17 protein-coding genes are annotated in these 20,300 nt (G+C 41.1%); 5 read left to right on the forward strand and 12 right to left on the reverse strand.

Annotated features, from left to right (window positions below; genetic code table 11):
- Nucleotides 1-25: 25 nt before the first annotated feature.
- The 3 genes from CD03_RS0101160 to CD03_RS31920 form a co-directional block, all read right to left on the reverse strand.
- Nucleotides 26-820, reverse strand: coding sequence for a hypothetical protein (locus CD03_RS0101160; RefSeq protein WP_027292061.1), 795 nt, complete (start codon nt 818-820; stop codon nt 26-28).
- 14 nt (nt 821-834) lie between these two features.
- Entirely contained in the window at nt 835-1,548 is a 714-nt protein-coding gene (locus CD03_RS0101165) for an ABC transporter ATP-binding protein (RefSeq protein WP_027292062.1), read from the reverse strand.
- A gap of 133 nt (nt 1,549-1,681) precedes the next feature.
- On the reverse strand, nt 1,682-1,996 hold the full coding sequence (locus CD03_RS31920) for a hypothetical protein (RefSeq protein WP_044288828.1): 315 nt from the start codon (nt 1,994-1,996) through the stop codon (nt 1,682-1,684).
- A gap of 485 nt (nt 1,997-2,481) precedes the next feature.
- Here CD03_RS31920 and CD03_RS38185 point away from each other — a divergent pair, with 485 nt between their 5' ends.
- On the forward strand, nt 2,482-2,874 hold the full coding sequence (locus tag CD03_RS38185; protein WP_027292063.1) for a hypothetical protein: 393 nt from the start codon (nt 2,482-2,484) through the stop codon (nt 2,872-2,874).
- Nucleotides 2,875-3,108: 234 nt separating this feature from the next.
- On the opposite strand, the gene CD03_RS0101180 is transcribed toward CD03_RS38185, so the two are convergent.
- The 3 genes from CD03_RS0101180 to CD03_RS0101190 all read right to left on the reverse strand — a co-directional run bounded on the left by CD03_RS0101180 (nt 3,109) and on the right by CD03_RS0101190 (nt 5,110).
- Nucleotides 3,109-3,483, reverse strand: a complete 375-nt coding sequence (locus CD03_RS0101180) for a hypothetical protein (RefSeq protein WP_027292064.1) — start codon at nt 3,481-3,483, stop codon at nt 3,109-3,111.
- Nucleotides 3,480-3,839, reverse strand: a complete 360-nt coding sequence (locus CD03_RS39135) for a hypothetical protein (RefSeq protein ID WP_330377096.1) — start codon at nt 3,837-3,839, stop codon at nt 3,480-3,482. Before CD03_RS39135 ends, CD03_RS0101180 begins: the two co-directional genes overlap by 4 nt.
- A 107-nt stretch (nt 3,840-3,946) precedes the next feature.
- Nucleotides 3,947-5,110 (reverse strand): ROK family transcriptional regulator, encoded by a 1,164-nt coding sequence (locus tag CD03_RS0101190; protein ID WP_027292066.1) that lies wholly within the window; start codon nt 5,108-5,110, stop codon nt 3,947-3,949.
- 399 nt (nt 5,111-5,509) lie between these two features.
- Here CD03_RS0101190 and CD03_RS31925 point away from each other — a divergent pair, with 399 nt between their 5' ends.
- Nucleotides 5,510-6,925, forward strand: coding sequence for a sedoheptulokinase (locus CD03_RS31925; RefSeq protein ID WP_044288830.1), 1,416 nt, complete (start codon nt 5,510-5,512; stop codon nt 6,923-6,925).
- A gap of 418 nt (nt 6,926-7,343) precedes the next feature.
- On the opposite strand, the gene CD03_RS0101200 is transcribed toward CD03_RS31925, so the two are convergent.
- Complete coding sequence (locus CD03_RS0101200) at nt 7,344-8,675, reverse strand: MFS transporter (protein WP_027292067.1); 1,332 nt, start codon at nt 8,673-8,675, stop codon at nt 7,344-7,346.
- 234 nt (nt 8,676-8,909) lie between these two features.
- Here CD03_RS0101200 and hdhA point away from each other — a divergent pair, with 234 nt between their 5' ends.
- From hdhA to CD03_RS0101215, 3 genes are all read left to right on the forward strand, one after another.
- Complete coding sequence (gene hdhA / locus CD03_RS0101205; RefSeq protein ID WP_027292068.1) at nt 8,910-9,707, forward strand: 7alpha-hydroxysteroid dehydrogenase; 798 nt, start codon at nt 8,910-8,912, stop codon at nt 9,705-9,707.
- Between the two features lie 291 nt (nt 9,708-9,998).
- Complete coding sequence (locus tag CD03_RS31930) at nt 9,999-10,886, forward strand: helix-turn-helix domain-containing protein (protein ID WP_044288832.1); 888 nt, start codon at nt 9,999-10,001, stop codon at nt 10,884-10,886.
- 87 nt (nt 10,887-10,973) lie between these two features.
- A complete protein-coding gene (locus tag CD03_RS0101215) occupies nt 10,974-12,971 on the forward strand; it encodes a glycoside hydrolase family 31 protein (RefSeq protein ID WP_027292069.1) in 1,998 nt (665 codons plus the stop codon).
- Between the two features lie 144 nt (nt 12,972-13,115).
- On the opposite strand, the gene CD03_RS0101220 is transcribed toward CD03_RS0101215, so the two are convergent.
- From CD03_RS0101220 to CD03_RS0101240, 5 genes are all read right to left on the reverse strand, one after another.
- A complete protein-coding gene (locus CD03_RS0101220; protein ID WP_027292070.1) occupies nt 13,116-14,837 on the reverse strand; it encodes a sensor histidine kinase in 1,722 nt (573 codons plus the stop codon).
- Between the two features lie 79 nt (nt 14,838-14,916).
- Complete coding sequence (locus tag CD03_RS0101225; protein WP_027292071.1) at nt 14,917-16,521, reverse strand: extracellular solute-binding protein; 1,605 nt, start codon at nt 16,519-16,521, stop codon at nt 14,917-14,919.
- Between the two features lie 36 nt (nt 16,522-16,557).
- The gene (locus tag CD03_RS0101230) at nt 16,558-17,472 is read right to left on the reverse strand and encodes a carbohydrate ABC transporter permease (protein ID WP_242849013.1); all 915 of its coding nucleotides are present in this window, start codon (nt 17,470-17,472) and stop codon (nt 16,558-16,560) included.
- 13 nt (nt 17,473-17,485) lie between these two features.
- The gene (locus CD03_RS0101235) at nt 17,486-18,430 is read right to left on the reverse strand and encodes an ABC transporter permease (RefSeq protein ID WP_044288833.1); all 945 of its coding nucleotides are present in this window, start codon (nt 18,428-18,430) and stop codon (nt 17,486-17,488) included.
- Nucleotides 18,431-18,605: 175 nt separating this feature from the next.
- A complete protein-coding gene (locus CD03_RS0101240) occupies nt 18,606-20,171 on the reverse strand; it encodes a response regulator transcription factor (RefSeq protein ID WP_027292074.1) in 1,566 nt (521 codons plus the stop codon).
- Nucleotides 20,172-20,300: the final 129 nt, after the last annotated feature.

The following is a 20,300-nucleotide window of genomic DNA, read 5'->3' on the forward strand; positions in this document are numbered from 1 at the left end:
TGTCTCCTTTATTATGCAGCATATGTTATCGGATATCCTGCCTTTTAAAAATATTGATTGTTATAAATATCATAACACCTGTAATTACAAATGTACAAGCAGCAATTAACATCACATCCGTAATTTTAATTGATCCGCCTGCCATCAAATAATCCACAAATCCCTCCGGCAGATATCTTAAAATTTTAAAAACTCCCAGCGTTACCAGGTATTTTTCTGCAAACATAAGTATCAAGGTTATCATAAACGTTACAAATGGCCCAAAGAAGATTCCCGCCAGAAATGCCGCTGCACTTAAAATAATATGGTTTGCCCCCCAGCTAAGTGCCGCTCCAACTGCTTTAAAATTCGTCAAACCGGTTGCCGATATGGAAAATGTACCGTTTCCCATCCCATCCGGTACAATAATCAAATAGTAACAGACGAAAATTGTTACCGTCATAGCCAGAGTCATCATAACCACAACCGATATCATCACAAATAATTTCGCAAGAATCACCTGGCTCCTCTTTCCCACTCTAAGCAGGCTGGTCTTAATCTGCCCTCTTTCTATTTCTCCCGATAACTGTAACGAAGCAGTTAATATAACTAAAATGCCGATTATTCCAAATCCGGATAATATATTCCAGACGGATATGAAATAATCCATGCAGGATAACACTGAACGTGTGGAAGTTCCCTCCTGGGTAACCGTTACATTTCCGCTCCCTATTCCAAGTGAGATTAAAATTATTAGCAAACAGGGAAGCCAAAGCATCCAGCTCGATTTTTTCTTTCCCATCTTATAACATTCCATCTTATATACTTGCAGCGTATTCATCTTTCTGCCCCTCCCTATTTCATTAATTCAATTAACGACTGTCCGCTCTGTCTGATATTTTCATATGTATCCATACAGGTAATTTTCCCCCTGCTTAAAACAGCAATTTCATCCGCAAGTTCTTCTACTTCCATCAATTGATGGCTGGAGAAGATAATCGAAGTATTCTGTGTTTCACACAGCTGTTTCAGCATGCATATGGTTTCCTCAATTCCGATCGGGTCCAGACCTACAAAAGGTTCGTCTAAGACCAGCAGCTCCGGCTGCGTAATCAGCGCCTGCGCCAAAGCAAGCCGCTGTTTCATCCCAAATGAAAAGGTTCTTACTCTCTTTTTCTTCGCATTTGCCAAATCCACAAATTCCAGAATTTCGTCAATTCTTCTTTCAGCCTCACGTTTTCCCATTCCACTTGTTATCATCATTGGTATTTTTAAATTCTCACACGCTGTCAGGTCATCAAAGAATGCCACGTCAACCAAGGAACCAATCCTGCTTTTTTGCTCAATATCTTCAGGATCTAACAACTGATTCCGAAAATAAATGTTCCCTTCATAATGGACTCCCAGACCTAAGATCGTTTTTAGCAGCGTTGTCTTCCCTGCACCATTTCTTCCCAGCAGACCCACAATATGTCCCTTTTCCACCTCCAGATCCACTGCTTTTAATACTTCCTGTTTCCGGTAACCTTTTGTCAAATGTTCCACTTTTAATATCAATTCTCTTTTCATTATCTTTCCTCCATATACATGTTCCCACTGCCTGCTCCCCGCCAACGTCTGTTTATAACATGCTCCGGCTGTGCATAGCGTTAAAGTCCCGTTTCCTGCAGCGAAGTTTGGCTGTGCAGGCAGCCTTTATGGACTACAGGAAACGCTGAATGATATATACCACGCAGCAGATAATTCCCAGATTCATGATCATAAATGATACGCAACTGACTCTGACACATCTGCGCTCTGTCTCTGTCTCCATCTCTTTTTTGCTTTTCCGGCTTAAAAGATAAATCAGAAATCCCCCCATGTTCTGTCCTGACAGTCCGACTACCGTCCAAAGCCCGGGGCGCATTCCTCTGCTCTTTGCATCATTATAGATCCATTTTCCCAGATGATAAAAAAAGACCAACATTGCCGGTACCAATAAAACCGCTCCTGTTATAAGCCATACCATACTATTCATTTTATTATCCTCCATTTTCTTAACTTTATTTCTTTTCAAGTGATATTCATAGCATAAGCCTGCTCTCTTATCCTCAGCTATTCTTAACCTTAACAGAACCTTAAAATGCTATGTTTGAAAGCAATTTGTAAACAGGTTCTTGAGCTGCAGGGAACAAATTCATCTTAAATTTGGGTTTAGCTGAATAAGGACGCTTTGTAGATGTAGGTAGTGTACGGAAAGATGGGTGTGGGAAACTGGCATGGGCTCCGTCAGCTGGCCGCAGAACTGGTATTTTCTAACCTTTCCGTACACTACCTACATCTACAAAGCGTCATTACTCAACAAAACCCAAATTTAAGATGTAACAATTCCCTGTCGTGCGTGAAGTAGATATATTTAATGCATAAAACCTACGTTTCAATACATTTCTACTCCACACGTCCCAAAATACATTACAATACATACGTTACACTTTATTATTTTAAATAAGAATGGGTATATTTATGATCTGGAAAATAATTTCAGCAGGTCCGGAGATTATACTTTTTATAATTGCTGTTACGAGTGCCATAGGCACATTCGCCTTTATAAACCTTCGTAACTGGTGCGATATGGAATATAAGCATAGTTGTGCTGTAAATGCTGTTATAGCAATTATATTATATCTAATCTCGGATGGTTCAGAACAATTTATTTTATATGCGTGGCTGCAAGTCCTGGTCTTACAAACAGTATCTGATATTATATTTGTTCCGCATTTAATAGGCCGCAGAGTTGATCCGGAATATAAAATTGATGCTATTTCACATAGAGCATTGTCATGTTTTTTTATTTTAATTTATTTCATGCTGCTTAACGCTGACGACAAACATATATTTTATACTATTTTTTCTTAGCAAAGTCTCACCCATCGGCTATTCCAACCATAGCGAAACAGTCTAACGTAAAATCTTATAAACACATCATTTCGGTATTTATGAGATTTAAAATATACCATTTTCATTAACACAACCTTAAAAAAGCAGGGAATATGCTCTCACATATTTCCTGCTTTTTGCTTTCTAAACCTGCCCTGTCCATTAAAAATTTAATCCGGTTTCGGTTATGAACCAGCTTATCCTATAAGCTGGTTACGCTTCTCTTAATCCTTTCACGAAAGGTATCAGGCAAAGGATTAAAATAATTCCTAAGATACCAATCGCAATACCGGCCACCATATGGCTCCACACCATGGTAAGACACATTCCTACACCTAGAAGCAACGCTCCCATAATACCAATCAGCGCTGCCCCAATTGTTTTACCGGACAGCCTGATGGGCGCCTTGTTTTCCATCCTTCTCCAGACAAAAACCATGATAAAAAGCACTACTATACCAATTGTTCCCATAATAATTCCTGGTCTGAAGGCATTCCACTCCTGAATCAACGCCATGCACATACCCAAAGCAAATAAAATTCCACCAATTGTTCCTAAGATCATAGATACAAATGTACTTTTTTTCATTGTCGGATACCTGCCTTTCTGGATGCTTTTCTGTTATTCTGTTCTTCTGTTAACCTTGCTCGTGCTTCTTCAACTGATTCGCCTTCTTTCGTAAGATAATTATCCACGAACTTATCGGCAATTTTGTTGAAGCCACCTACTGCAGCCGTTTCAATTTTCTTGTAACCACCGACTGCACCTGTCTCAATTTTCTTGTAACCCCCAACTACTCCCTTTTCAATTTTCTTGTAACCATCAACTACTCCTGTCTCAATTTTCTTGTAACCATCAACTACTCCCGTCTCAATCTTCTTGTAACCGCCAATTACATCTTCAGCAATTTTTTGATTCGTTTTTACTAATTTTGATTTCGCCATTTTCTTATTCTCCACTTCTTGTTGCATTGTCTGTGTTTCAATTGATGATAAGAGAATAGCTTTTTATTATTTGTAATATGTTTGACTTTTGTTGCTGAAATATTAATTTATGATTTTGCTGTTTCAAAACCAGCCGCATACTTCTCTAAAACCAGATTGGCACCGGCTATCATAGCCGATTCTTTAGGTAAACCGGATGGACAGATCCTTATGGATCTCCCCCTGTGACCAAGCATTTGATCCTTCATCAATTGCTCCATACAGGGATATATGTAAGCTCCTTTGTATAATAATTCTCCTGATACAAATATCACCCCCACATCCAGGAGATTCATCATAGTAGTTAACGATGCTGCCAGTAAACGGCACTCCCGCTCCACCAGCCATACAGCGGCGGCGTCTCCTGCTTCATAAGCATCCATTATTTTTTCCCAGCTGGTTAAGGATTTATCTTTTTCCATGGCAGACCGCAAAATATTTGGTATTGCGGCATAAAGTTCCAGGCAGCCATGATTCCCGCAGCTGCAGCGTTCCCCATCCAAATTAACCGTAGTATGTCCGATCTCACCGCAGTATCCATGAATACCCTTGTATGGTTTGCCATTTAAGATCAATCCCCCGCCAACTCCGGTATCCACAACTAATTCCAGAAAACTTTCTTCCCGGACACCTGCTCCATAATATCGTTCTGCCATAGCCAATGCCTGGGCATTATTTTCCATATAAACAGGACACTCAAACTTTTCCTTAAAATAACTGACAACTTCTATCTGATGCCAATTCTCAAAATTCGAAGGTTTTAGAATTGTTCCCTTTATGCTGTCTAAAGGACCCGGTGCTGTAATCCCAATACCAAGCAGTCTGTCCGCACCTCTGTCCTTTTTTAAAAAATCCACCGCTTTCTGATAAAGACAGTTGAGCATCTGTTTTGCCAATATTTCTTTTTTCTGGGGAAACTTTTCTACCATCAGTATTTCTCCTGAAAAGTCACAAAGTCCTACGCTGCAGATATCCCTTGCAATATTAATGGACAAAATTCTGTATTTCTGCGGATTTAACTTTATGGTCATAGACGTTCTGCCTACTTTCCCGGTAACCAGCTGGTCCTCAGTTACAATTTCTTCACCCAGCAATGTATCAATTAAAACTGAAATAGCAGCTCTGGTCAGTCCTGTCTGCCTGGCTAACTCCGCCCTTGACATAGGCTGCTGCCGCAGAAAATTTATAATACTCCTTTGGTTGCGCAGCTTCATATTATTGGCATTCCCCATGGTATTCCCCTTTTCTTATTTGGCTTTCGATTAGATTAAACAATCTTTTCAATAATCATAATCTATTTTCAATAGTTTGTCAAATCAATTGACAAACTCCAATTCACATGCTATATTTCATATATAGAAAGACAGGTGTTCTACTTGGATATAGCTTATTTTGAAAAAGATTTTAACTATTCACACGACGGACCGGGTAATCGTTTGGTTTATCATTTACAAGGCTGCAATATGCGCTGTCCCTGGTGTGGTAATCCCGAGGGGCTTACTATACATATACCGTATGTTCATCCCCTGCGCATATGTTAACTTCTTAGCTTGCTCGCCTGAAATACTAAGATATGATCAAACATGTGGATACGCAGTCTGCAATTTGCGTAAAAATAAAAGGAGAATTTCATGAAATCTATTGGTATAGATATTGGAACAACGACCATTTGTTCCGTTCTGATTGATGCAGAAACAAAAACTTTATTAGATACCGTCACAAAGCCGAATAAATCCACCCTGGCCGCCGCCCAATCCTTTGAGCGCCTGCAGGATCCGGCTATAATTCTTGACACCTGCATTGCAATGGCAAATCATTATCTGATATCTCATTCAGACATTGCCAGCATCGGTATCACCGGGCAGATGCATGGAATTCTGTATGTGGATCAGAAGGGGCGGGCTGTAAGCCCCCTCTTTACCTGGCAGGATGGGAGAGGGGATATTAGCTGGCAAGAGGACAGAGTTGGTTCTGACTGGCAGAATCAGTGCGACAATACCGATTGGCAAGATGACTGGGGCCATATTGACGGTCAAAATGGCAAAGGAGATAATGCTTGCCGGAATATATTGACGTACGCAGGTTTTTTAACTTCCAGGACAGGATATGCTATGGCTACCGGATTCGGCATGGCAACACATTTTTATAATCATGTGAACCGGCTGATTCCTTCTGATGCCGCTTATCTGTGCACAATTCCAGACTACATTGCTATGCGCCTGGCTAACCGGAAAACCCCTTTGATTCACCAAAGTATGGCAGCCAGTCTTGGAATGTACGATATAAAACGCAATAAATTTGATCTTGGGGCAGTCACCTCTCTTGGTTTATCAGCAGATATGCTGCCTGAAATTGCCTGCGGTGAATGCTATATTGGCGAAACAGACACCGGTATTCCGGTTACGGCAGCCCTCGGTGACAATCAGGCTAGCTTCCTGGCATCTATGAATTCGGAAGATGCCTGTCTGGTAAATGTAGGTACCGGCAGCCAGATTTCCATTATGACTCGGACTCCCTACCAGTCAGCGCAAATTGAATGCAGGCCTTACCTGGGAGACACCTATCTGCTGGCGGGCTCCTCTCTGTGCGGCGGATATTCCTATTCTCTTTTGAAAAATTTCTTTGAAGAGACGCTGGCTCAGTTTGGCATCATACCTCAGAATTCCACATATGAGGTCATGAACCGTATGGCTATTGATGCAGCTGCCCATGGTGAGGCACTAAATGTAGACACAAGATTTTGCGGTACAAGGCAGTATGCTTCTATTACTGGCTCCATTCAAAATCTTAAGGTAGCAAATTTCCATCCTGGCGATTTTACCCTTGGGATCCTTCAGGGTATCTGCGATGAACTTTATAATTTGTATACACAGTTTCCAGAAGATGTAAAACCTATCAAAACCCTGGTTGGAAGCGGGAACGGAATTCGGATGAATCCTATGCTTCAGCAGCTATTTGCCAGTACATTTAAAGCTGAACTTACCATTCCGGACATAAAAGAAGAAGCCGCTTACGGCTGCGGCTTATTAGGGTTAAAATTAAGATAATAAAAGAACCATTCCGGCTCACTTCTGTAATTCCTTGTCTGAAGAGGATGTCAAAGTGTACCGGAATCTGTGTTTATTTTAGTTATTCTTGTAAAATTCCAACTTTTTTATTCTGTTTAATTTAGACTAAAAATAAGTTTCTGATTATCTTTTTATAACTTTTTATACGTCCGCAAATCCTTATTTTATAGGCTTTACGGGCGTTTTTACTAATATCCGTATCAGTATCTTCCACCTGTTCTCTGTCTCTCTCCAGCCTTTAAATTAGATTTCACACTATAAGTTTGCGCTTCATAAAGACAGTAACTGAAAGATTATAGGATGTGATTTGGGGCGAACAATTAATGCATCAAAGGGTACTTTCATACCATTATATTTTTCATAATGTAGATAATGTCGGGTTTCCCTCTCTTGAGTTTTATCCCTTCGTCCCCCACGGCGAAGGGCACCCCGACTGCGTACATCTGTTTTTCCATCCGACTGATATACACAGCACTGCAATGGCCAGTAAGCAGATCATTCCCACCAGAACAACCTGATAACTTTCTGTTAAATCATAAATAAACCCGTACGCAGGAATCAGGATAATCGATGCAATAGGGGCACCCATAGAAACTTTTGCAAATATTTTTTCATAATCTTTCTGCCCATAAAACTTTATTGTGAGAATTGGTGCCAGAACCATGATTCCCGAGCTTATCAGACCATGTAAAAATGTGGATACGCTAAAAATCAGAAATCCTGTTCCACTTAATATAAATCCAATCACTGCAATAAGACCAATCCCCAGAATCCCATAACATGTCTTAAGGCTGCCAATTTTATCACTGATAATTCCGATTGCAATAGATCCAATGGCACTTCCAACGGAAGCAAATGCCAATGCATTTCCGGTCTCCCGGGTGCTATACCCCAGCAGCGAACCGTAGGTTGGAATATGCTGTGTAAATACTCCGATACCGGTGATTGCAATCATGAAAAACAGCAGTAAATAAAATGAAGTGGAACGAAGCGCTGTCTTTTCTGATATTTCAACCGTATCATGTACCTGCCCTTCTGTCTCATAATCCCCTTTTGATTTGTCATGATCCTGCTCATTTGTCTCCTGCTCATTTGTCTCCTGCCTTGCAGACTGGAAATCGAATGCTCCATAAGGCATTGTTTTTTTCTCTTCCGGCCTGTTTTTAAGTAGTATCAGGGCCGTTAATATAACTACTATAAATGTGGCTCCGCCAATATAAATATAACCGGACCGCCACCCCCGCTGGGAAATAATATTGGAAGTCACAGGCTGAAATACTGCTCCGAACAGCCCTACAAATGCCATTTGTATTCCCATCATCATTCCTGCTTTTTTTGAGAACCATCGGTTAATCAGGATTGGTCCTAACAGGCTCACCAGAATTGTAGCACCCATGGCATAGGGAATTGCTAAGAGATACCAGCCATATACAGCATTCATAAATCCCATTCCCACAAAAGAAAGCGCCTGTAGAATTGCACCTGCAATTGTGACGATTCGGATATCATATTTATTGATCAATTTTCCAGCAAATGGAAGCCATAAAACCATCACAATTGAAGTAATGCTAAAATATATTGACAGAGTTCCCATTCCCACTCCAATTTCCTGCGATACTGGAAACAGGAACAGCCCGGATGTCATATTAATTCCACCTCCGGCAAATCCGCGGATCAATATAACACCCAGCAGAACGAACCATGCATAATGTAATTTAATTTTTTTCATTATCTACTATCCGGCAATTATTAATTATATTCTTATTTCCATTTTGATTCATCATCATGACTGCCGGTATTCTCCTTTATTTACTCTCATAAACAAGTTTCCTCCTTTCTCCCTTTTTTATTCGCTTATATAATTAATAACTTAACTCTTTGTTTCTCATCCTGAATCGAATAAAATATTTTTTTTATACGAATACTAATCTGGATTTTTAAAAAATTAGGATGGTGAACAAGTATGAAGAAACTTGAAAATAAAATTGCACTGATTACATCGGCAACAAAGGGTATCGGACTTGCCTGTGCCTTAAAACTGGCTGAAAACGGCGCTACAGTCTATATGGGCGTACGCAGATTAGAAGCAACCCGGGAAATTTGCGATAATTATAAGTCTAATGGATTTAAAATGTTTCCCGTCTACTTTGATGCAACTGACAAAGCCAGTTATACATCCATGGTTGAAGAAACTATGAAAATTGAAGGCAGGATTGATATTTTAATTAATAATTTCGGAATCGGCAGGCCCGCTGAGGATCTGGATCTGGTAAACGGCAAAGAAGAGGCTTTTTTCGAAATTCTGGACTTGAATCTAGGCAGTGTTTACCGCATAACCAAACTGGTAATCCCCCACATGATACAGGGCGGGGGCGGATCTGTTGTGAATATATCTTCCATAGGCGGTATGATTCCGGATATCACAAGAATCGGCTATGGTGTTTCAAAAGCGGCAGTTAACAACATCACCCAGCAGATCGCCATGCAGTATGCACGCCAGAACATTCGCTGTAATGCTGTATTGCCCGGTCTTACCGCTACAGATGCGGCACTAAAAAATATGCCCGAAGCATTTTTAAAATCTTTTTTGTCTCATGTACCCTTAAACAGAATGGCCACTCCCGAAGATATCGCCAACGCAGCCCTGTTTTTTTCCTGTGACGATTCATCTTATATTACAGGTCATATTCTTGATGTAGCCGGAGGATATGGAATCGGCACACCTCAGTATGCGGACATGATAAGGACAGCGGATCAATAATTTATAGTTCCACAGATTTGTAACTTCACTATTGTCTAAATAAATGTGTAATTCCACTGTCGTTAAAATATATGTAATTCCACTGTCGTAAAATATATGTAATTCCACTATCGTTAAAATATATGTTTTCAAATTGCTCTTTTTGATTTATAATCCTTAATATAATGTCATATTTTAATATTTCCTGCTTATAAGTGACTCAATACGGGACATGGAAGAATGGTTTGGTTTATACCTTTCGTTTGAATTGCCAAAACATATTGAAGTACTTCTAAAAGAGGAGGCCGAGCAATGAAAAACAATCCTGTAAACAGTGAATTTTTCCGTGAACAGGTAACACATGGGAATATGGATTTTCAGTTACAGCTTTATAAAGATATGGAATATCATGAAAAAGGTTTGATTTTGTATAATCATTGGCATGAAGAGGCAGAGATACTTTTCGTAACGGAAGGTGCAATCGAACTTGTAGTAGATGGCATCTCTATATTTGCCGAGAAAAATACCGTAGTGCTGATTCCACCGAATCTTCTGCATGGAGCTTACCAATACCAGGATCAGAAATGCCGTTTTACCTCTATTGTATTCCACCAGGATTTTATAGCAAGTAAGAACGGGGATATCATTCAGACCCAGCAGCTGGATCCTTTTTTTGACAATACATTTATTTCTTCCTATGTGTTGTCTCATAATGAGCGGAAAAATGAAACTGTGCAGCAGCTTTTAGCCGAGCTGATATATAATTATTCATCTTCAGAACCTTATCGGGAACTAATCATAAAAGGTTATCTCTTTCAGATTTTGTATCATTTGCTGCAAAAAGAGCAAAAACATAATCTGAAATCTGTCTCGGATTATGTCAATGAAGAGCGAAAAAAGAAAATTCTCAGTTTTATGGAGGAAAATTATCAAAACCCTTTAGACCTGGATGAACTTGCAAAAGCTATTTCCCTGAGCAAAGAACAGTTCTGCCGTTTTTTTAAACATTCTTTCCGCTCTACACCGGTTCATTATTTAAACAGATACCGCATTAACCGATCCATGGATTTGTTAAAGGAAACCAGTATGTCTATTATAGATATCGCAATTGAAGTAGGATTTGAAAGCAGTAATTACTTTGCTGTTTCTTTTAAAAAAGCAACCGGAATGACCCCAAGCCAATTTCGTAAGATGACATGATTTTAATAATCTCTGACAGTATCGTAAATGCATTAACCTTGAAAAAATTATATAATACTGGCAAATATAATTTATAGGAGGTTCGCTATGTCATTCTTTACTCATGGAGACAATTATCTGGAATATCATAATGCCGGTGAAACATTACGGATTATGGCATGGGGCAAAAACAGCCTGCGTGTAATTTCTGTACCCAACGGACCGCTGGATCTTTCCAGCAGTGCACTGCTCCCACAGGAGGCAGTAGAAACGAACATTACAATCGGTGAAGATACTGCCTCGATTTCCAACGGAAAAATTTCTGCGCTCGTTGATACCCGTGGCTGGAACAGCGCCGCTGTCCTGACTTTTTACAACGATCGTAAAGATGTAATTTTAAAAGAAATAGATGGCGGAGGTGCCTTGATCCGCAGAGCCCGGTTCTTTAATCCTTATGCCGGCGGTGATTACCGCCTGAAAGTTACTTTTGAATCCGATCCCAGGGAAAAGATCTATGGTATGGGACAGTACCAGCAGGATATTCTGGACTTAAAGGGCTGCAATCTGGAATTGGCTCACCGTAATTCACAGGCATCTGTTCCTTTTTATGTCTCAAGTTCAGGCTACGGCTTTTTCTGGCATAATCCGGCGGTCGGCAGTGTATCTTTTGGTAAAAATACAACGGAATGGAGAGCCGACAGCACGAAAAAAATGGATTATTGGATTACGGTTGGCGATAATCCTGCTGAGATAGAGTCACAGTACAGTGGGGCAACCGGAAGGACACCCATGATGCCGGAGTATGGATTAGGTTTCTGGCAATGTAAATTGCGCTATTATAATCAGGAACAGGTTCTGAAAATAGCAAGGGAATACCACCAGCGTAAAGTTCCGGTGGATGTATTCATTATTGACTATTACCATTGGCCCCGCTGCGGAGATTACCGCTTTGATGAGCACTTCTTCCCGGATCCTGCGGCAATGGTGGAAGAACTGCGCTCTTATGGCATGGAAATAATGGTATCTGTCTGGCCCCAGGTTGATTGGCGCAGTGAGAACTTTGAAGAAATGCAGCAAAAGGGATTGCTGGTGAAGACTGACCATGGTATGAATGTGCAAATGAATTTTCAGGGAAATAATGTTTTTTATGATGCCACTAACCCGGAAGCCAGAGAATATGTTTGGAATAAATGCAAAGACAATTATTATAAATATGGCATAAAAGCATTCTGGCTGGATGAAGCAGAGCCGGAATACGGTACCTATGATTATGATAATTATCGTTATTACACCGGCAGTGTATTACAGCAGGGAAATATCTATCCTAAGGAATATGCCCGGGGCTTCTACGAAGGACAGAAATCCAATGACCAGAAAGACATCTTAAACCTGGTACGCTGTGCATGGGCGGGCAGCCAGCAATATGCTGCTTTAATCTGGTCGGGAGATATCCACTCCACTTATCAGGACTTTCGGAATCAGATTGTTGCAGGATTACAGATGGGACTCTCCGGAATACCCTGGTGGACTACCGATATCGGCGGATTTCATGGCGGCAATATTTACGATGCGGATTTTCAGGAACTGCTTGTCCGCTGGTTCCAATTCGGTACATTTTGTCCTGTAATGAGGCTTCACGGCAACCGGCTTCCACGGGAACCGCTCTATAAAGCGAACGGTGAAGAAACAGAAGGCACCGGCGCTGATAATGAAATCTGGAGCTACGGTGAAGAGAACTACCATATTATGAAAAAATTTATAGAGATACGTGAGCTGCTCCGTGATTATACACGAAGCCTGATGGAAGAAGCACATAAAGCAGGGGCTCCCGTTATGCGGGCAATGTTCTATGAATTTCCAGAAGACCCTCTTACCTGGGATTTAAAAACCCAATACATGTATGGCTCCGATATTTTAGTGGCGCCAATTGTAGAAGCTCACGCTTGCTCACGCAAAGTATACCTTCCTGAAACCTGCAGCTGGACTCTTGCACGAACCGGTGAAGTTTTTGAAGGAGGCCAGTGGCTGGATGTTGAAGCAGATATTGATACGCTTCCTGTATTTCTCCGTGACGGAAGACAAGACTACCTGATCAGACAGATTTAAAATGTAGTTCAGAAACTTTCATTTATCAACAAAAAACAGGTTTCCCACAATAAAACGGCGTTATGTGCAGAAAAACTCACATACCGCCGTTTTGTAATTTAGCAATGAATTATTTAAAATTATTTATTGATAAGATCAAAATTCTCAAAATTCTTCAACAGGCAGAATAATCTCCGTCACCGCTCCAAACCCTTCATCCATATTTGAAAAATGGATCTGCGCTTTATCCCGATACATTAACCGCAGCCGCTGCACCGCATTTTGAAGTCCTACATGGCGCCTGCCGTCATAGACAATGTTTTCCCCCTCTTCCAGCGCTTTGAGGACTTTTGCTGGGAATCCTTTGCCGGTGTCTGACAGGGTAACGTACATGTATTTACCATCTTCGTGTTCTTCCAGCGCCAGATACATTGTGATTTCAATATGCTGATCCAGGGAAACTGCATGAATGACTGCGTTTTCAACCAGCGTCTGAAGCAAGAGTGCAGGCAGCAGACAGGCACTTACATCGTCATCCTGTATTACTTCAAAAGCAAATGCGCTGTCTCCATACCTGAGTTTCTGGATTCGGATATAATTCATCACATGCTTTAATTCCTCTGATACCGTCCGCTTAGACGAAGCATCCCGAAAAATATAGCGCATATAGTCAGACAGCATTCCGGTAATAGTTACTATTCTGGATTCCTTTGCTTCCTCGGCAATCCCATGGATAATACTCAGGCAATTAAGGAAAAAATGTGGATTTATCTGCTCCTGAATATAGTCCAGTTCTATTTTCTGCCGTTCCAGTTCCTTTTCATAAATTTCAATTTTTAATTGTTTAATCTTGCGCAGAAGGCCTTTAAACTCATTGCTCGCCTGTTCCAGTTCAATAATATTGTTACTCCCGTTTTCATTGATCCACTGTTCCTCTTCTGTTCTCTTAAGTCCATCAATAAACTGCCTCATGGGAACTAAAATTTTACGATAATAATTATATGCACCAAACAAAAGACCCGCTGCAATCAGCGCTGCCAAAATTGTCAGAAACATCTGCATCTGAATTACATTTTCCAGTATTCCGTGCTCCGGATGGATAATCATGTATATTCTTCCGCTATATCCGATTTTGTAACTATACAATTCTCTCTGGTCTTTCGCCATGGATTTTTTAATCAGATCATTATAGTCGTAAGTCTGTGTGTCTTCCACCGTCATAATATTCCCATCCGGCTTTTGTATAAACGGTACCACCTGATACCCTTTTGTCTTCTGTATCAGATTATGAAAGATCCATTCCACGGGAATCAGACAGCCGGATGCTACCCCATCTACATAGCATAAGCCTGCAATGTAGTCCTTTTCTCCATCATAAAAATAAGTCCATTTGGCAATATTCTCATTCCTCCCCTCTTTCAGGAATGACAACAAGCGCTTAATCTTTTCACTTTTCTGACTGGATCGGTAATAAATTCCAGTATCCAGAATCAACAGATCTGCATTACTGTCATAAACGTAAAAGTTACTCGCTTCCGCATATCTGATTTTCAGAATCTGATTCTGCTCCATAACATTTAGCAGCAGACTATAGTACTTCCCGTCTGTCGGTCCGATATCTGAAGGAATTTGTGCGATATCCAGTTCACGGCTCATACGTGTAATCTGTTCCGCATGAATTTGTTCTATGTCACGGTTGATCTGTGTCACATAAAGCTCCGCCGTATCTTTGATATATTGATAAGCCAGGGTTCTTGCCTGCTGCATCCCCCGGAACATAATAACCAGAACTGCCAGCAAAAGCAGAACCACCGGAACCAGTATTCGCAAAGTCATTTTTGCAAAACTTCCCCGCTTTTTATAAAACAGCCATTTCGTTATCTTCATTGAACCTTCTCCATTCACGCAAAACAGCACTTAGCAGCAACACAAAAGTGTGTTTCCGCTAAGCACTTTATTTTCAATATCAGCCTTTATTTGCTTCCTGGTAAGCTTTAAATGCAGTATCATGAATCTTCACCAAATCCTGAAGCCCCATGGTATCCAGCTGTTTCAGATAAGCATCCCACTCAGTTTCAATACCGCCGTCCACAACCCAATGGGCAAACTGTGATTCCACATATTTATAAATATCTGTTCCAATGGTAGTCAGCTGTGTCAGTTCTTCCTCCGTATATTTCAACATTGGCAGTCCAATATTCCGATCTGTTTTCACATACTGTTCATTGACCTTATCTTCCGCAAGCTTGATGCCGTCTCCCTGATCTTCCGGCAGAATAACCTTGGAGTAAAAATCTTCATTCATATATTTGGGACCAAAATCACGCATGGAATTAGACCAGGCGGAAGTATCCAGTGAGCTTCCATCGGTAGGAACCAGTACTTCATAAGTACCATCCTCATTCTTCTTGATCTGATCAGGTATGGATCCGTAATAGGTCTGCAATGACACCTCATCATCATAAAACTGATCCGCATATTGAAGCAGTTTTTCCGGATTTTTACAGTCCTTGGTCAACACCAGTTCACGGTCTGACACATCCAGAAAACTCGGTGCATATTCCACATAATGACCGCCGTCAGGACCCTCCAGCGCCGGTACTACCTCATACTGGTCAGCTACCGGACCGGCTACGGCATCAGCTGTCCATCCGGTAATTAACCCTACTTCAGCAGACTGTATTTTACTGGTTGCCATAGACGCTTCCTGGGTGAAAAATTCAGGATCCAGAATTCCTTTCTGGTACATCTCATTCAGCCACATGACACCTTCTTTATAATTCTCCTGGGTAGGAATAAATACTGGATTTCCCTCTGAATCCAGCCCCATATAATTATTGTCACGGCTTACGATTGTTGCAAATGGAGCCATCAGGTCACGCATCGTATTGCTGGCAACATACTGACTGGCATTTCCGGTAATTCCAATTTCATTTCCCTTATCTCCATCTCCGTCAGCATCTTCTGTCACAAATTTATAGAGTACGTCTTCTAATTCTTTATATGTTTCTGGCATTTCCAGGTTCAGATTCTGCAGCCATTTTTTATTGATGTACATACAGTTTCCATCCACCTTTGGACGCAGCGGTGCTTTTTTGGGAAGGCTGTAAATCTTACCGTCACGATCTGTAATTCTTGCTTTCAGTTCCGGTTCTTTTTCCAGCACTTTCTTCAGATTAGGCATATTCTGGTCAATCAGATCCGACAGTTCCAGAAAATAAGATTTGTTTTGCGCAATATCTGTATCCTTCAGACAAATATTTCCCCAGAATGCATCCGGCAGTTCTCCGGAAGCCAACAGCAGCGATTTCTGCTCCTGCCAGTCTGTATCGTAATAGACCTTCCAGTCGATCTTTACACCGCTCTTATCCTCCATTTCCTTCATAATTCCCTCATGAAGATAGTCGATTGGCCAGGTATCCGTCCAGCGTACAGTCACGATTGAAAAATCATTATCTGCACTTTCCGAAGGCTGTTCTGATTCCCGCGGACTCTCACCCTGACATCCTGCCAACATGGAACCGGCAAGGACTGCTCCTAACAACATACACATTACTCTTTTTGCTTTCATACTTTTTCTCCTTTTCTTTTCAATTACAGCTTTACTTTATCCTTTCAGGGACCCCAGCATTACACCCTTGTTAAAATACTTCTGCACAAATGGATACATGCACATAATCGGGAGACTGGAGATCACTATAATTGCATATTTAATCAGTTCTGCCGTCTGCTTTGCCTCTACTGCTGCCGCCCCGGTTGTCATACTGACAATGGTCTGGTTACTGATGAGAATATTCCTGAGCACCAGCTGTAATGGCTGAAGATCGGGATTGCGCAGATACACTAATGCATTAAAATAGGAATTCCATTGTCCTACCGCAGCCCACAGGGCGATAACCGCCAGCACTGCTTTGGATAGAGGCAGAACCATTTTGAAAAAAAATGTAAGTGTTCCGCAGCCGTCGATCTGGGCGGATTCCCAAAGTTCCTCCGGCAGGGTGTTTCCAAAAAAAGTCCTGGCAACAACAATGTAATAAGTAACCACAGAAAATGGTAAAACCATGACCCAGAAATTATCCAGAAGCTGAAATTGCTTGATTGCCAGATAAGTCGGTATCAAACCGCCAGTGAAAAACATAGGAATCAGAAAAAATACCGTTAAAAACTTTCTACCATAAAGATCACGGCGTGAAAGAGCATAGGCTGCCGGAATATTTGTTACCAGGGTTATTAAGGTTCCGATAACCGTGTATAGAATGGTATTCTTATATCCTACCCAGAGCTGTGCATATTCTGCCAGCTTACGGTATCCCTTTAATGTAGGTCCTTTGGGAAAAAATGTGATATTCCCGGCAGCTACTTCCGCAGGATTACTAAAGGAAGCGATGATAATAAAATACATTGGATAGAGTACAATAATCAAAATAATAATGGCAATCCCATATAGAAAAATATCAAAGATCTTATCCTCTTTTGATTTTTTGATCTTCATTCGTTTTACTGCTTTTCCTTTTGATGTCAATGTTATCTCCCTCCTATATCAGTGATGTATTGCTCATCTTTTTTGAAATCTGATTCACCAGAAGCAGAAGTGCAAGGTTAATCACGTTATTAAAAAGTCCTATTGCGGCGGAGAGGCTGTATTGGTTGCTGATCAATCCCATTTTATATACATAAGTAGCAATGATCTCACTGGTTCCGCTGTTCAGGGTATTCTGAAGCAGATAAACCTTTTCAAATCCAATCCCCATAACACTGCCCGCACGAAGTATGAACATAATCGTTGCCGTTGGCAGCAGCATCGGAATATCGATATGCTTTAATTTCTGCCATTTACTTGCACCGTCCATGGTTGCTGCTTCATACAAAGACGGATCTACCGCAGATAATGCAGCTATGTATAGAATACTGTCCCATCCCACATGCTGCCATGCCTCCGTCCATACATAGATACTTGGAAATGCTCCCGGTGACCCCATCAGGTTGGGTAATGTAACCCCTGCATAGCTTAAAAGCCTGGCAATAATTCCATGACTTGGTGATAAGAACAAAATGATCATACCGCACATAACAACGGTTGATATAAAATGAGGCAGATACATAGATACCTGAAAAAATTTCTTAAATCTGGTTCTGGTGATCTGATTACACATCAACGCCAGCGCGATTGGCAGCGGAAACGTGACAACAATCGTATACAGACTGATCACAAGGGTATTACGAATCGTGGGCCAGAATTGATAAGAGTTGAAATACTGTTCAAAGTTCTTCAGTCCCACCCATGGACTGCCTAAAATCCCTCCTGCCGGTGTAAAATTCTTAAAGGCAATAATTACCCCGTACATGGGATAGTACATAAACAACAGCATAATTATAATTGCCGGAAGCATAAGCAGGTATAATGCTCTGCTTCTCTTTATGCCTTTTTTCATAACCTGAAACCTTTGTTTTGGTATAACAGCGGTTTTTGATTTGCGCATCTTCCTTTCCTCCCTGTTCAATGATAAACATATTATATAAAATGCACCGATTCTTTTCTGTAATTATTAAGTTGTGCACTAACAAAAAAGAGGCGGATTTCCCACCTCTTTCTATTTCCATATAACAGATTTTTATTATTATTCCGTTTTTTTGATAATCAAACATGAAATTTGATCATTGCTGATTCCTTTCTTTCGCTTTTCTCAGCCTGTATTCATTTGGTGTAACACCCGTTAAATCCCGGAAGGTCTTACTAAAGTAAGAAAAATTACTATACCCGACTTCCATTGCTATTTTACTCACCGGAAGCCCGGTCTCCACCAGATATTTTCTTGCCCTCTCCATTCTTCTGGATGCAATATAAGAAGTAATTGACACCCCGGAAGCATTCATAAATATGCGGGAGATATAATCTTCCGACAAATAAACCTGTGCAGCTAATGTCTTTCTGGACAGGTCTGCTTTTAGGTTCTCTTCGATGTATCGCTTCAGGCACTCAGCCACCGATTCCTGTCTCCGGTCACATTTTTGATTTCCTTCCAGCTTTTCAAACAGAAAACGGATAAAGGTCCTCCAGCTTTCAATTGTCCGGTAAGCCTCTTTTTCATAGTTTTCTAACTCCTGCATATCAAATATAGATTCCAGAACCTGTCCACGCTCCCGCAGATGCCTGTCTGTCAGTTCCATGATTTTCTTATGCAGTTCCTTGAGAGTGTGAACCGATAAAATGCCGTCTTTCGCATTAGTATCGGTACAATCCAGTATTTCCTTCTGTATATGCATAAAATCTGCGGACTGTTCAAGTTCTGCAAACCAACTGTCAGCCGGAATACATACCCCGGCACCAGCCTCCCGGGATTCCTGTTTCAGCCAGTCTGCTTCGTATAAGACAGGATTATCCCCCGGCACTGTATCCATCTCCATTCGCTCTAAATGTTCCAGACTAGACTGCAGTTCTCCCACCTTTCCCATATTGCCGGCATAAATACAAACCGGCTGTGAAAGCACCCTTTGTAAACAGCGGCATAACTCCTGTTTTTTTTCTTGCATACGGAATGGACGCGGCTCCTTCCAGATTAACATCCATTCACAGACATCTACGCGGATCAGCGCTTCCGCCTGTCCCCGATCCAGTATCTTTCTTACATTACTGCTTACCAGAATCTGAAACCGCACAGCATCTTTTTTCCCACTATGATCCCGATCCGGAAAAATACGTATAAAATTCAGGCTAAACGCCGTATCCCCATAAATCCGGTGCAATTCCTTTTCTGCTTCCAGATGCTTTCTGGGATTTTGTGATAACAGGCACATTTCCCATAAAGTCAGATTTCTGTTCTCACCACCATGATCCTCTGCCTTTTCCATTACCCGCTTAATACTCCTCTGCAGCGCTATCTCCAATTCCTCTGTGGTTACGGGTTTTACCAGATACTCACTGGAATTGAGCTGCATTGCTTTCTGTGCATAGCTAAAATAGGCATAACTGCTCAGAAATATACATTCCACCGGAAGCTGTTTTTGCCGTATCCACTCCAGCAGTTCCAGGCCGCTTCCCTGGGGCATCTCAATATCCGACAGCAAAATCTGTATCGGCATTTCCTCAAGCAGCTTTATTGCCTGGCGGATATTACTGGCCGTGAGGACATTACTGATTCCAAGACTTTCAAAATCAACCGTCTTTTCCACCTTTTCCGTTACCAGCCTGTCATCATCTACAATCAACATACTTATTTCCATAAACATCTCCCCTTCTGCAGTATCCCCATAATTTTTCTGCCATAGCCGAAAGCTGTCTGCTTCATACCATTTTTATTGTTTTTTCTATTTTAGCATAATATGGGTGGTATTTCTACATCGACATCGTCT

The sequence above is a fragment of the Robinsoniella sp. KNHs210 genome (assembly GCF_000686105.1).
GTDB lineage: Bacteria > Bacillota > Clostridia > Lachnospirales > Lachnospiraceae > Robinsoniella > Robinsoniella peoriensis.

Coding starts and splice junctions, on each gene's coding strand:
- CD03_RS0101160 (WP_027292061.1), bottom strand. CDS start 820: ATGAATACGCTGCAAGTATATAAGATGGAATGTTATAAGATGGGAAAG.
- CD03_RS0101165 (WP_027292062.1), bottom strand. CDS start 1,548: ATGAAAAGAGAATTGATATTAAAAGTGGAACATTTGACAAAAGGTTAC.
- CD03_RS31920 (WP_044288828.1), bottom strand. CDS start 1,996: ATGAATAGTATGGTATGGCTTATAACAGGAGCGGTTTTATTGGTACCG.
- CD03_RS38185 (WP_027292063.1), top strand. CDS start 2,482: ATGATCTGGAAAATAATTTCAGCAGGTCCGGAGATTATACTTTTTATA.
- CD03_RS0101180 (WP_027292064.1), bottom strand. CDS start 3,483: ATGAAAAAAAGTACATTTGTATCTATGATCTTAGGAACAATTGGTGGA.
- CD03_RS39135 (WP_330377096.1), bottom strand. CDS start 3,839: ATGGCGAAATCAAAATTAGTAAAAACGAATCAAAAAATTGCTGAAGAT.
- CD03_RS0101190 (WP_027292066.1), bottom strand. CDS start 5,110: ATGGGGAATGCCAATAATATGAAGCTGCGCAACCAAAGGAGTATTATA.
- CD03_RS31925 (WP_044288830.1), top strand. CDS start 5,510: ATGAAATCTATTGGTATAGATATTGGAACAACGACCATTTGTTCCGTT.
- CD03_RS0101200 (WP_027292067.1), bottom strand. CDS start 8,675: ATGAAAAAAATTAAATTACATTATGCATGGTTCGTTCTGCTGGGTGTT.
- hdhA (WP_027292068.1), top strand. CDS start 8,910: ATGAAGAAACTTGAAAATAAAATTGCACTGATTACATCGGCAACAAAG.
- CD03_RS31930 (WP_044288832.1), top strand. CDS start 9,999: ATGAAAAACAATCCTGTAAACAGTGAATTTTTCCGTGAACAGGTAACA.
- CD03_RS0101215 (WP_027292069.1), top strand. CDS start 10,974: ATGTCATTCTTTACTCATGGAGACAATTATCTGGAATATCATAATGCC.
- CD03_RS0101220 (WP_027292070.1), bottom strand. CDS start 14,837: ATGAAGATAACGAAATGGCTGTTTTATAAAAAGCGGGGAAGTTTTGCA.
- CD03_RS0101225 (WP_027292071.1), bottom strand. CDS start 16,521: ATGAAAGCAAAAAGAGTAATGTGTATGTTGTTAGGAGCAGTCCTTGCC.
- CD03_RS0101235 (WP_044288833.1), bottom strand. CDS start 18,430: ATGCGCAAATCAAAAACCGCTGTTATACCAAAACAAAGGTTTCAGGTT.
- CD03_RS0101240 (WP_027292074.1), bottom strand. CDS start 20,171: ATGGAAATAAGTATGTTGATTGTAGATGATGACAGGCTGGTAACGGAA.